Origin of the sequence: Sulfurimonas sp., from assembly GCF_026196735.1 — a bacterium.
Classification (GTDB): Bacteria; Campylobacterota; Campylobacteria; order Campylobacterales; family Sulfurimonadaceae; genus Sulfurimonas.
The window spans coordinates 166,396-179,239 of record NZ_JAPHUF010000012.1 but is presented as its reverse complement, the minus strand read 5'-3'; the positions used below and the strand labels follow the sequence as shown (position 1 = coordinate 179,239).

The window sequence follows — 12,844 nt, the reverse complement described above, 5'->3', positions numbered from 1 at the left end:
TATTTAATGCTGTCTTGCTCAGAAGCAATTTCATTTTAAAATCTTTTGTGTAGAATATATTTTTATTTATTTTTGGAGAAATAATGAGACTTTTTATATTTATACTTTTTTTTCTTTCCTCTCTTAACGCAATAGAGCTGAATTGGGAACATGACTACAACAATGCAATCAAACAAGCTAAGAAACAAAACAAAGATGTTTATCTTTTTGTTGGTGCAGATAAATGTAGATTTTGTGATAGATTTAAAGATATGACTCTTTCAAAAGAACATGTCATAAAAAGGCTGCAAGAAGATTATGTACTTTTATACATGTCAAGAGACAAACATGATATACCGAAGCACTTTGAAGTAAAGGGCGTTCCTAGACACTATTTTCTAACAAACAGCGGTAAAATTATACATGCTGATAGAGGAAGCAGAGAAGTCGATGGTTTTTTTGATTTGCTAGAAGAAGTTGATCTTAAAAAAGAAAATTAAAGTGTAATATTCTCCACAATCTCTACTTTTTTTGGTGTAACAATTACGGCATCATAAACAAAATCCACATCTAAAGAATTTTTCTTCATATATACATGTCCTGTTTTTATAAGACGGGATAGTTTTTTTGGGGTTATGTTTTGGATTGCAGACTCATAATCAAGTCCGCTTTTAACTTCGATAAGATGAAGCACTTCATCTTTTAGGGCTATTATATCTATCTCTCCAAAACGAGAGTAGAAGTTTCGCTCAACAATAGAAAAACCTAGATTTAAGAGAAACTCGTCCGCTCTGTCTTCAGCCTGATTTCCCTTTTCTCTGCTCATCTCTTAGCGATTAACAGTTGATTACTTCAACTTTTACAGATTTAAAAGCTGCTGTTAAAATAATCTCATCACTTTTATCTCCAAAAAGAGCATTGACTCTTGATGCAGCATGATGAAAGGTTACAAAAAGAGTTTTTGGCTGAACCTTGCTTGTAAGCTTTACTTTAAGTGGTGTAGTCTCTCCGAACTCTGTTTTTAAAATAACTCTCTCAGATGTAAAGTCACTTGCATCACCTTCGTTTACAAGAAGTATATCTTCATCATAACGCTTCATCAAACTCGGACTTTGCTTGGTTTGCCAAGCATTATTATACATCGCTATTGTTCTACCTGTAGTCAGATGATACCCGCTCAATGTTTTTGTTGTAATCTCTTTTATCATACCGCGAAGCTTATACTGATGGTAGTGAAATTCACCAAGTCCATCATCAGTTCTAAAATCCAGCTGATGCAAGATTGGTGTATCTTCTGTATGAACCGGCCACTGCAGTCCACGCTTACGGTGCTTCTCAAGTCTATGGTAATCAGCACCGCTAAATCTTCTATAGGCAACTTTTCTTACTTCATCCCAAATATCTTTAGAACTTTTATAGTCCGGTGTTCCGCCCATTTTCTTATCTAACTGTTGTATAACTTCCCAATCATCCGGCAAATCACTCTCTACTAAAGGCTGAGAAAGGTGAAGTCTTCTCATAGCATTTACATAAACACCCGTTTTTTCATAACCTGATTTTACACCTATAACTATGTCAGCTAACTTTGTAACATCTGTCATAAAGAGATCTTGAACCATAACAAACTCAAGATGCTCCATAGCCTTTTCAACCTTGTTTAGATTTGGATGAATATGAGTCAAATCTTCACTTATATTTAAGACTGCTTTTACCTTATCTTTTAACATCTCATCTACAAGCTGAGGAGTCATAAGACCAATCTCTTTTGGTGTTTGATAATCAGGGTCAAAATATGGAAGCATTCCCATATCACAAGCGCCTTGAACATTATTTTGTCCGCGAAGAGGCATTAACCCCGCTCCGCTTTTTCCAATATTTCCAGTCATAAGTGCTAGGTGAACCATAGCCATTACCGCATAAGAACCGTCTGTATGTTCTGTAATCCCAAGTCCCCAAAAAATCATTGATTTTTTTAGTGCATATTCTCTTGCAACTTTTGGAATCATTTTAGAGAGATACTCATAACCCTCAATATTTTCAAAATATTTTGGATTGGCATATGGGTCGTTTAAAATACTCTCTTTAAACTCAGCAAAACCTTTTGTTCTGTCTGCTATAAAATCCTCTGAGTACAACTCTTCATCAATAATTACATAAGCCAGCATATTTAAAACAAGCAGATTAGCTTCATGTGGAATAATTGCTTTGTATTTTGAAAATCTATGAAGTTTTATCTCACGAACATCAAACACCGCTAAATTGTCATGTTTTTGCGCTACATCAACTATACGGTTTGCTATGATTGGATGAGCTTCTGTTGTGTTTGAGCCGATAACTATCATAAACTCCGTGTTATAGATATCATTGTAAGGATTTGTAGCAGCCCCTTCACCAATAGTTCTTTTCATTCCGCTAAGGCTTGGTGAGTGGCATACCCTTGCACAATTATCTACATGTGGAGAGTTTAAAGTATGACGAGTAAACTTTTGAAAATAGTAAACACTCTCACAAGAGGTTCTAGCACCGCCGATAGAAGCTATACTTTTTCTACCATATTTTTTCTGTATCTCTTTTAGCTTTATACTTGCAGCCGTTGTTGCAGAGTCTAAGTCTGTCTCATACCAAGTATCATCAAAATCAACCAGAGAAGAAGCTATAGCCTCTTTTATAGATGGATTTTTATCAAGAAATACTTTTCTTATGCGAGGAGTTTTAAGACGCTCTTTTGAATCAACAAAATCAAAGCCGTACTTGCCTTTGATACAGAGTTTACCTTGTGAGACAACTCCGTCTGGGTGAGCAAAAATTTTCTGAATTTTATTATCTTTTACATGAGCTGCAATATCGCAGCCAACTCCACAGTAAGTACAAACACTATCTATCGTTTTAACATTTTCCATAAAAACCTACTTTTTCTGCCTCTTTAGAGGCTAGCTTTAGTGCCACGAGCTTTAGCGCAGCCTAATGTGACTTTGTTGCATTTGGTGTGCAAAATTAATAGAGTGAGTTTACAATTTTATCTCTTAAAAATTGCGGAAGTAGATTTAAAATTTTAATGATTAAATAAAATCTAAGAGGAAATGCGTAAAATCGTTTCTCTTTCTCTATGGCATTGTAAATTTTTCTACTTCCATCCTCAGTACTTAAAAGAAAAGGCATCTTAAACTCATTTTTATCGGTGAGTTCACTTTTGATAAATCCCGGCAAAATATTTATAACTTTTATACCATCATTTTTGTACTTATATCTAACAGACTCTGCATAAGCATTCAAGGCTCTTTTTGAAGCACTATAGGCTTTTGAGCTTGGCATAGCTATAAGTGAAGCAAGTGATGAGATAAAAACTATCTTACCGATTTTTTTCTTTTTAAATAAGGGCAGCAAAACTTCTAAAATCGCGTGATTAGCAAATAGGTTTACCTCAAAAAGTTTTTTAAAATCATTAAACGGGGTTATCTCTAAAGAGTGCCCTATGGATATTCCGGCATTTAAAATAACCATGTCAACAGCACCGATATCTCTGATTTTTTCTTGCAGTTTTTCAAAATCTGAAACATCAGCTATTATAATATCTACACTTTTAGATACCTCAAACAGCTCGTGTCTTAATTTGAAAAGTTTATCTTCACGGCGAGCAAGCAATATCAGCTCATTGTCCGCAGATGCATAGAGTCTTGCCAACTCTGCACCAATTCCGCTACTTGCACCGGTTATAAGTATTTTCAACTTTGCTTCCTTTAAATTTGATAAATTGTATCATATAATTAATTTACAATAAAAAGATATACTTTAAGCAGTTAAAACAGTGGAGATACATAATGAATAGGCTTAAAACTTTAGTAGCTATAGATTTTTCGGATGATAGTCTTAAGGTACTACAAAAAGCTATAAATTTTACAAAAAAATTTGATGGCTCCGTACATGTTGTTCATGTTGTTGAAAACTCATTTTTTTCACCAAAAAAAGATTTAAGCTACATAAGAGAACATAGCATCAAAAAACTTAGTGAAAAATTTCCTGATATAAACGATAAAAACTTCCACTGTGTCAACGGAAAAATAAAAAACGAGATAGCAAAAGCTGCACAAATTTTAAATAGTGACTTGATTATTATGGGCAAAAGCGGAGAGACATTTTTTCTAGGTGATACTTATATGGGATCGCACACAAAAGATATAATCAGAAATTCTTTCGTTCCTGTTTTGATTGTAAAAAATGACCATGAGTTAAAGTACAAAAATCTTTTATTGCTTACAGATTTTTCTAATAATTCAAAAGAAGCTATAAAAAAAGTAGTCAATATATTTCCTAGTTTAAATATACAACTTTTGAATTTTTATCAAGTTCCCTTTGAAAACAGATTAAACACTTATGGCTTTAATGATACAGATATTGCTGAGTATCAATTCTCATTGATGCAAGAATCTAGACAAAAACTAGATACTTTTATAGACTCTTTAGAGCTGCCAAAAGATATAAAAATATCAGGCAATGTTCGTAAAAGTTCACTAAACCCAAAATTATTTGAGAGTGAAGTTGAAGATATCAATTTTGACTTACTAGCAGTTCACACAACAGGAAGTGTAAGTTTTTACGCACTTGACATATTGGAAAACTCAAAAAAAGATGTCGTTATCTTAAAAGTGTAAGAAGCCAAAACTTTACACAAACTTTAACAACACAATTAATAATCAGTTAAATTTATTATGCTATATTGTAAGACATTTACAACAATAAAGGTAACTAATGCAAAGAATAGTGATAAAAGTCGGTAGTGCTGTTTTGACACAAAACAACAATATAGCCAAAGAGAGAATGCTTAATCTTGTCTCATTAATTGCAAAAGTAAAAAAGAAATATGATGTGATTTTAGTTACATCAGGGGCAGTCGCTGCCGGATACTCAGCTCTAAAGCTGGACAAAAGAAAACAGATAGGCAAAAAAGCCCTTGCAGCAGCCGGTCAGCCTATACTAATGACTTCATATAAGAAAAAATTTGATATATATGGTATTGATACTGCACAGATACTGCTTACAGAAGATGATTTTGACTCCAGAAAAAGAACAAAAATGTTTCAAGAAATCATTGATGCACACCTAGAGAACGATATTCTTCCCATCGTTAATGAAAATGATATCACTTCCACACCCGAACAGCTCTTTGGAGACAATGATACGCTTTCAGCTACTGTGACATATGCAACCGGTGCAGATTTACTTGTAATACTTAGTGATATAGATGGTTATTACGACAAAAATCCGAGTGAGCACAAAGATGCAAAACTTTTTAAAACCATAGACACTATTCCCGATGGCGCCCTTGATGAAGAGAGTTCTCCTGGAAACGAATTTGCTACGGGTGGAATTGTTACAAAATTAAAAGCTGCGGATTTTCTAATGAAAAGAGGTGGGAAAATGTTTCTGTGCAATGGTTTTGATTTAGACTCAGCGGAGTCTTATCTACTAAACTCCGAGCACAATCTGGGAACTGTTTTTATGCCAAAAGCAGCAGCCTCTAATATTACACCATCCTAATCATTACTGGAGTAGAATTTACAAAATCCAGAGATACTATCTCTTTGATCATTTTTTGAATATCTCTCTCAAGAGCCGTGTGAGTTGAAATAAGTAAGTTTGCAGAGCCTGTTGAAGCTTGTCGCTGAAGCATAGTCTCAACAGAAATATTATTCTCTTCAAACACTTTAGTAATTTTAGCTAAAACACCGGTTCTATCAGAGACATTAATACGAAGATAATATTTTGACTCAATATTTTCTGTTGGTTTCAATGTTAGCTGCTTACCTTCCATAGGTTTATCAAAACCAAGCATTGGTGTACTTTTACCGCTTCTTGCAATATCGATGATATTTGCTACCACGGCAGATGCAGTTGCATCTCCACCGGCACCAGGTCCATAATAAAGTGTCTCTCCTACTTTATCTCCAACAACACTGATTCCGTTCATAACACCGTCAATTTTCGCAATCATCTCATTTTGAGAAATCAAACAAGCATGAACACGAAGTTCTACTTCATTACCGTCTTTTTTGGCAATTCCTAAAAGTTTTATAGCATAACCGAACTCTTTTGCAAATGAGATATCATCCTGAGTTACATGTTCAATACCCTCAATCAAGATATCTTCAGGTTTCGCATCTATTCCATAGGCAATACTAGCTAGGATAAGAAGTTTATGTGCAGCATCATATCCACCAACATCAAATGATGGATCAGCCTCTGCATAACCTAGCTCTTGAGACTCCTTTAAAATGTCATCATAAGCTACACCCTCGTTAGTCATCTTTGTCATCATATAGTTACATGTACCGTTCATAATACCCATAATTGACTCTATGTGATTTGCAGATAAACCATCACGAAGAGCATTGATAATAGGAATTCCGCCGGCAACAGCTGCTTCATATTCAAAAGCAATATCTTTTGCTAGTTCTGCTAGTTCATAACGGTGATATGCCAGAAGTGCTTTATTTGCAGTGACAACTGCCTTGCCGCCTTTAAGTGCGCGCTTTACAACTTCTAACGGCTCTTCAACTCCACCCATAAGTTCTACAACAATATCAATCTCATCATCATTTAAAATATCATCAACATTGTCTGTCAGAATTATGTCTAAGCCTCTATCTTTAGAGAGATTTTTAACAACTCCGCTTTTTACTACTATATCAACACCTGCACGAGCAGAAATAACATCAGCGTTGTCTTTTAAAATATTTACTACGCTTGTTCCAACAGTTCCAACGCCGATTATTCCTACTTTTATCATATTATTTTTCTTCCTTCTTAAACTGTTTTAAAAACTCTTTGATATTTCTTGCCGCTTGGCGGATACGATTGTCATTTTCAATAAGAGCGATACGGACATAACCTTCACCGTAAGCACCAAAACCAATACCCGGAGCAACTGCAACGCCAGCTTGTGTTAAAAGTCTTTTTGAGAACTCCAAAGAGCCTAAATGCTCTACACACTCCGGAAGTTTTGCCCAAACAAACATACTAGCTTCATTTTTATTTATTTTCCAGCCGGCTCTCTCAAATGCCTCTAGCAAAACTTTTTGACGATGGTCATATTTTGCTGTGATGTCTCTAACACACTGCTGGTCTCCATTTAGTGCAACAGTAGCTGCAACTTGGATAGGAGTGAACATTCCATAATCCAACCAAGACTTTATCTTTTGAAGAGCGCCTATAAGTTTTTTGTTTCCTACAAAGAAACCAACACGCCAACCAGCCATATTGTAACTTTTTGAGAGTGTAAAAGACTCAACTGCCACATCTTTTGCACCCGGAACACTCATAATCGAAGGAGTAACATATCCATCAAAAGTTATATCTCCATAAGCGATATCGCTTATTACATAAAACCTTCTCTCTTTTGCCATGTGTACGAGTTTTACATAAAATTCTTGAGTTACCGTAACAGTTGTAGGGTTGTGAGGAAAGTTAACTAAAACATATTTTGGCTTAGGTGAACTCTCTTTGAGGACTCTGTCTAAGTCTACAAAAAATTTATCCTCATCAAGTCTAAAATGCTCGTCAAACTCTATCCCAAACTTTACAACATTTCCGCCAGCCAATATAAAAGAGTACTCGTGTATAGGGTAAGTAGGGTCTGGAACAACGGCTGTATCGCCTGGATTGGTTACTGCGTAAGTAAGATGAGCATAACCCTCTTTAGAACCCATAGTAGCAACACACTCTGTCATCGGGTCTAAATCACAGTCGTATCTTCTTTTGTACCAATCAGAAATAGCCATCAGAAGTTTAGGAATACCTTTAGAAGTTGAGTACCCGTGTGTCTTTGTCTTTTGGGCAGACTCGATAAGCTTCTCTCTAATATGTTCAGGGGTATCGCCATCTGGATTACCCATAGAAAAATCAATAACATCAGCACCAGCTCTACGCTCTGCCATCTTAAGGTCATTTACCTCAGCAAATACATACTTTGGTAGTCTTTTCATCTTGTCAAATTGTATTTCGTCAAACATCAAAATTCCTGATTAAATAATTAATGACATTTTAGCGAAAAATTTTGATAAAAAACTACTTTTTTAGTTTTCTTCTACTGTATTTGTTTCTTTTGTTTGTTCTGCTCTTGAGCCTATTGGCGTTAAGACCAAAGCATCTTTTATATTTTTAAGAGTATAAATATCTGAAATTTTCAAATAATGAGTATTTTCTTTCATGTTAAGAGTTATGCTTCTTCTTTTAACATCTCTTTTTACAACTCTTAATAAATTTAAAGATTTATCATAATAGGCAATATATGGATACCAGTTATTTCTAAATGAGCTTGTAATGCGTAGTTGTTTTATCTTCGATACATCCAGCCAGTATGAGTAGAGTGATCTTTTTAGCTTTATTTCCTGTCCCTCTTCAATAACCTTTGTATTAAGTCTTGAATTTTTCATATCAATAATATATACCCAGTCAGTTGCTGACTCTCTAATCACATCAACTATTTTACAACCGCTTTTGTTTAACTCTTTACTAAGTATAAGAGGGTCTGCAGCATATTCAGAAGTTAAACTGATATTCCATGTAAACTCAGAATTTATTAGGTTTGATTTTTCTGTTACATATCTATAGTAGCCTATATTTCTAAGAGTATCGCTCATAATTTTCACAAAAAACAGCGGTGTTCCCTCAGTTTTAAAACTAATATTTATCTCGCGAGGTTTTTTAAAAAACAGATTTAGCACACCATGTGCTTTAAGAGTCTCTATTACTTTTACAGAATCTACTCTACCATCATCGGTGTAATAATCTTCTTTTGGAGAAAAAATAATATCAATATAGGCCTTATCTTTAGCAAATACTTCTGGCTCTATCAAACTCTCAATTTTTTTAATTAAAAGATCTTCATCTTCTATCTCTTGCATCTCATCTGCGAAAGATAAAGAGAAAAACAGCAACAAAACTAAAAATATTTTTACCATTCACTATCTCTGTTTAATTTCTTAAATTCTTGAAAACTCAACTCTTTTAACTCTTTGTTTATGTATGAAAATCTTACTGTTTTAGGATTTGTGAACTCTTTAGTTTCACCATTTATCTCTATGCTTATATAGCCGTGACCAAGCGTCAAAAGCCAGTTTTTGTCTGGATCAAGCGATAATTCATCTGAAAATAGTTTTTGATCTCTTTTATGTGTTGACAAGTCAATATAACCTAACCACAATTTATGTTTTGGGATAATTTTAAAAGATAAAACTTCACTTTTATCTGCTTGTTTTAATGGCTCTTGCTCTTTTACTTCGGAGATGCTTTCATTGTTTTCTTCGTTTTCTTCAATTGCAGAACTGTTTATATCTTCAGAAGTCACTGCCATATTGTTTTTAGCATTTTCAATCATGCTGTTATCTATTGTCTCAATTTCTGAGGAAGTATTATTTGAATCCATAAGAGTAGATGTTGCAACAAGTACAAATATAATTAGAGCTATTGCTATATACACTACTGTAAAATTTCTTTTTTTCTTTGTTAAAAATAATTTAGCTTCACCTTCCTCTTCTTCTGCTTCAATTTTTTTTGTCTCTGCAGCAAAATTTTCTAAAAATTTTGCTTTTAAATCACTCAAATCTACTCCGTACTCTCTCTCAAGTATCGAGACAAAACCTAAAAACTGGATTTTTGTCATATCATCAAAATTCTCATCTAAAAAAGATTGTACATGTAGTCTCGATATGTGGGTTGTCTCATGAATCTTTTGAATACCGATATCTTTTAATTTGTTAAAATCTTCACTCATATTCTCATCCTATCCATTAAAATAGCTCCAGCGACACTTACATTTAAAGAGTCAAATTCATGTGACATCTTTATGCTGACAACTTCATCCAATTTTGAACTTACTCTAGAAGTCAGACCTTCGCCTTCACTTCCGAGAAATAGAGCTCTTTTTTGTTTGACTTTTACATCTCGTATATCTGTGCCGCCCATATCGGCTCCATAAGTAGTAAAACCTGATGTTTTCAAATCGTTCATAACATTATGAATATTACTCTCTAATGCAAAGGGCATATCATAAAGAGCGCCGGTACTTGTACGCAAGATGCCTTCAAATGGCAGTTGTTTAACCCCGCATGCAATGATGGCATCAACGCCTAAAGCGTAAGCAGTTCTAACAATGGCACCGATATTTCCAATATCTGTTAGTCCTGATAAAACGAGTACAAATTCTCGATTTAAAAATGACTGGTAATCATATAGTTTAAAGTCGTCAACCTCTGCTAAAATACCTTGATGAGAAGCATTTTTACACATTTTTCCTGCGGCATCTGATGGAATTCTTTTAATCTCAAAATTCATCTTCATTAGACGAGAATACTCTTTTTTGTCTATCTCTTTTGCGAGATAAAGAGTCTTGATTCTCTCAGGATGGTTTTTAATAATATAATTGATTGGTTGTTTTGCATAAATTAACATAAAGACATTCTACCTAAAAAAGATAAAGAAATGGTTTTTGATTGATTTTCTTATATATTTAGTAGTCGTTCATAACAAGCTTTTGTGTTTTCACCAGTTATTTTGCTGATAAGCTTTGCCTGCGTCTTTTTTGGTAAATCAAGCTCTAAAATATCATTTTGACTTACTGCACTGTAGTTATGAAAATCTCCAGCTTCTATTACAACAACCCATTCGCCTCTAAAATTATTGTCTAATTTAGCAAGACACTCTTTTGCTGTCCCAAAAACATACTTTTGAAACTTTTTAGTAAGCTCTTTAGCCAAAAATATCTTTCTCTCGCCATCTTCATGTGAAAGTTCATTGAGAAATTTTTCTAATCTATGTGGTGATTCATAAAGGATTGTCGTATAGCCACTGTTTAGCGCGCCTTGAAGTGAAGCAGCTCTATCTTTGCCCTTGTGTGGTAAAAATCCCCAAAACAGCATCTTCGTATCAACAAATCCGCTAGCTACAAATGCCGTAAGAACTGCATTTGCACCAGGTAAAATATCATACTCTATTTCATTGTCTTGGGCATATCGGACCAAAGCCTGTCCAGGGTCACTAATACCAGGCATTCCTGCATCACTGGCATAAATAATATTTTGTTCAAAAAAGGATGGCTCTAGTTTTTCAATAAAATCTTTTTCGTTATGTGAGTGAAGTGAAATAAACTCTTGATTTTCTTTAAAAGAAGTATTGTAGCGCTCTTTTAAAATGTGGATAAGTTTTTTTGTAACGCGAGTATCTTCGCAAAGAAGTATATCGGCATCACTTAAAGCTTCGATAGCTCTAAGCGATATATCGCCTATGTTTCCAATCGGTGTTGGAATTAATTTTAACAAGTTCTAAAAAATTACTTTTTAGCGTAACGAGCGTTAAATTTCTCGATTCTACCAGCTGTATCTACCATACGCTCACTACCAGTGAAGAATGGGTGACACTCATTACAGATGTCAATGTTTAATGTTGCTTTTTCAGATTTGTTTTCAAAGCTGTTTCCACATGCACATGTTACAGTACAAGTTACAAAGTTAGGGTGAAGATCTTTTTTCATTTTTTTGCCTTTTGATACTCGGTAATTTGCGAATATCTATATATTTTTTTAATCCGTATGGGTGCGGATTTTTATCGAGTCGAATTATATCTAAACTTTTCTTATGTTTCAAATAAAAAACTATATCTGCTTCAAAGAGCTTAGATCGATTAGTGTTTTATAGTAATATTTTGCTTGCCACTGCCATCACAGCACTCTCAGAACGCAGAACCATAGGTGTATCTAGTCTAAATACTTCTAATTTTGACAAGAACTCTTTCTCATTGCGTGAAAAACCGCCCTCACAACCAACCAATACTCTCTTAAAATCAGAGCTATCATCTAATGTATTGTCGCAAAAATCAAAGACCTTGGTATCTGGGAATTCTGTTATAAACTCTTTTATATTTTTATATGTGTTAAACTCAATATATGAACTTCTTCCGCTTTGCTGCATAGAAGCTTCTAAAATTCTTTCAAATCTTTTAAAATCAAGTTTAAAGTTTCTCTGGCTTCTGTCACAAGAGATAAACGAGATTCGCTCAACTCCTATCTCACAAAGTGAGGGAAGAACTTTTTCTATTGACTTTGAGTCTATTATGCACCAAGCTACATGTAGAGACTTTTTGCTTTTGACCTCTTTGACATGTGAAGAGGTTAAGAGTAGTTCCAAGCTTCTTGATTCTACACTCTGGACTCTGTATTTATGCAGATTTTTTATATCTTTTCTAGAGCGAAAACAGAGTTCATCGCCTTGTACATGTCGTCTCACTTTGACAAGATATTTGTATAATTCACCTTTGACATGTATGGTTTTCTCACCGGCTTCATCATGAAAAGTATAAATCAAAGCCACATCCAAATTGAGATACTTATAGTTAGAAAAGTTTCCAAGGCTAAAAGCTTATATGCAAACAGCTTATACTCCGTAAATTCATTTTGTTTATTTAAATATTTTAATTTTAAAGAGCGTTTAACTTCTAAAATAATCAGCACTATTGAAAAAACTATCATAATTATATTTTCAATAGTAAAATCCAAATGTTTTGCAGCCATCATAATGACACCCGTAAAAATCAAGGCACCCAAAAATGTACTTCCAATAGGATTAAAAAGAGTATGAGTTCTTTTATACTTTTGTAAATTAGTAGCTTTTTTTATCATTAGAAAATTCACTAAGATAACACCCAAGACAGCCAACACACTGTAGCTATGAGTTACAATACTCATGTCATACATTTCATTCATTATAACCCCGTTTTTCAGTTTAAAAAGTATAGTTTCAAGCCCAAATATAGCGCTAAAATCTTTTTATTTTATGAAAATTATTATAGCAAAAGATATTTACAATCTTTCAAATAT

General features: G+C 34.0%; 15 protein-coding genes. 3 read left to right on the top strand and 12 right to left on the bottom strand.

The window, feature by feature from the left end; translation table 11 throughout:
* Positions 1-83: 83 nt before the first annotated feature.
* A complete protein-coding gene (locus OQK60_RS07165; RefSeq protein WP_297685517.1) occupies positions 84-479 on the top strand; it encodes a thioredoxin family protein in 396 nt (131 codons plus the stop codon).
* Here the strand turns inward: OQK60_RS07165 and OQK60_RS07160 are convergent.
* The 3 genes from OQK60_RS07160 to OQK60_RS07150 form a co-directional block, all read right to left on the bottom strand.
* Positions 476-805 carry a YraN family protein gene (locus OQK60_RS07160; protein WP_297685515.1) on the bottom strand — a complete coding sequence of 110 codons (330 nt, stop codon included), beginning with the start codon at positions 803-805 and terminating at the stop codon, positions 476-478. The two genes, OQK60_RS07165 and OQK60_RS07160, sit on opposite strands and share 4 nt — an antisense overlap.
* Positions 806-815: 10 nt before the next feature.
* Positions 816-2,879, bottom strand: a complete 2,064-nt coding sequence (locus OQK60_RS07155; protein ID WP_297685513.1) for a molybdopterin-dependent oxidoreductase — start codon at positions 2,877-2,879, stop codon at positions 816-818.
* A gap of 94 nt (positions 2,880-2,973) precedes the next feature.
* Positions 2,974-3,705 (bottom strand): SDR family NAD(P)-dependent oxidoreductase, encoded by a 732-nt coding sequence (locus OQK60_RS07150; RefSeq protein ID WP_297685511.1) that lies wholly within the window; start codon positions 3,703-3,705, stop codon positions 2,974-2,976.
* Positions 3,706-3,797: 92 nt separating this feature from the next.
* On the opposite strand from OQK60_RS07150, the gene OQK60_RS07145 reads away from it, so the two are divergent.
* On the top strand, positions 3,798-4,628 hold the full coding sequence (locus tag OQK60_RS07145; RefSeq protein ID WP_297685509.1) for a universal stress protein: 831 nt from the start codon (positions 3,798-3,800) through the stop codon (positions 4,626-4,628).
* A 97-nt stretch (positions 4,629-4,725) separates the two neighbouring features.
* Entirely contained in the window at positions 4,726-5,514 is a 789-nt protein-coding gene (proB, locus tag OQK60_RS07140; protein ID WP_297685507.1) for a glutamate 5-kinase, read from the top strand.
* Here proB and OQK60_RS07135 read toward each other — a convergent pair.
* The 9 genes from OQK60_RS07135 to OQK60_RS07095 form a co-directional block, all read right to left on the bottom strand.
* Positions 5,501-6,763, bottom strand: coding sequence for a homoserine dehydrogenase (locus tag OQK60_RS07135; protein ID WP_297685505.1), 1,263 nt, complete (start codon positions 6,761-6,763; stop codon positions 5,501-5,503). The two genes, proB and OQK60_RS07135, sit on opposite strands and share 14 nt — an antisense overlap.
* Before the next feature lies 1 nt (position 6,764).
* Positions 6,765-7,985 carry an LL-diaminopimelate aminotransferase gene (locus tag OQK60_RS07130; protein WP_297685504.1) on the bottom strand — a complete coding sequence of 407 codons (1,221 nt, stop codon included), beginning with the start codon at positions 7,983-7,985 and terminating at the stop codon, positions 6,765-6,767.
* A gap of 63 nt (positions 7,986-8,048) precedes the next feature.
* Positions 8,049-8,936, bottom strand: coding sequence for a hypothetical protein (locus OQK60_RS07125; protein ID WP_297685502.1), 888 nt, complete (start codon positions 8,934-8,936; stop codon positions 8,049-8,051).
* Entirely contained in the window at positions 8,930-9,748 is an 819-nt protein-coding gene (locus OQK60_RS07120; protein ID WP_297685500.1) for a hypothetical protein, read from the bottom strand. The genes OQK60_RS07125 and OQK60_RS07120 overlap by 7 nt, the downstream gene beginning before the upstream one ends.
* Complete coding sequence (gene rlmB, locus OQK60_RS07115; protein WP_297685498.1) at positions 9,745-10,425, bottom strand: 23S rRNA (guanosine(2251)-2'-O)-methyltransferase RlmB; 681 nt, start codon at positions 10,423-10,425, stop codon at positions 9,745-9,747. Before rlmB ends, OQK60_RS07120 begins: the two co-directional genes overlap by 4 nt.
* Before the next feature lie 50 nt (positions 10,426-10,475).
* Positions 10,476-11,291, bottom strand: a complete 816-nt coding sequence (gene rsmI / locus OQK60_RS07110) for a 16S rRNA (cytidine(1402)-2'-O)-methyltransferase (protein ID WP_297685497.1) — start codon at positions 11,289-11,291, stop codon at positions 10,476-10,478.
* A gap of 11 nt (positions 11,292-11,302) precedes the next feature.
* Complete coding sequence (rpmE, locus tag OQK60_RS07105; protein ID WP_297685495.1) at positions 11,303-11,503, bottom strand: 50S ribosomal protein L31; 201 nt, start codon at positions 11,501-11,503, stop codon at positions 11,303-11,305.
* A 157-nt stretch (positions 11,504-11,660) separates the two neighbouring features.
* Complete coding sequence (locus OQK60_RS07100) at positions 11,661-12,338, bottom strand: 16S rRNA (uracil(1498)-N(3))-methyltransferase (RefSeq protein ID WP_297686237.1); 678 nt, start codon at positions 12,336-12,338, stop codon at positions 11,661-11,663.
* A complete protein-coding gene (locus tag OQK60_RS07095; RefSeq protein WP_297685493.1) occupies positions 12,329-12,730 on the bottom strand; it encodes a hypothetical protein in 402 nt (133 codons plus the stop codon). Before OQK60_RS07095 ends, OQK60_RS07100 begins: the two co-directional genes overlap by 10 nt.
* Between the last annotated feature and the right edge of the window lie 114 nt (positions 12,731-12,844).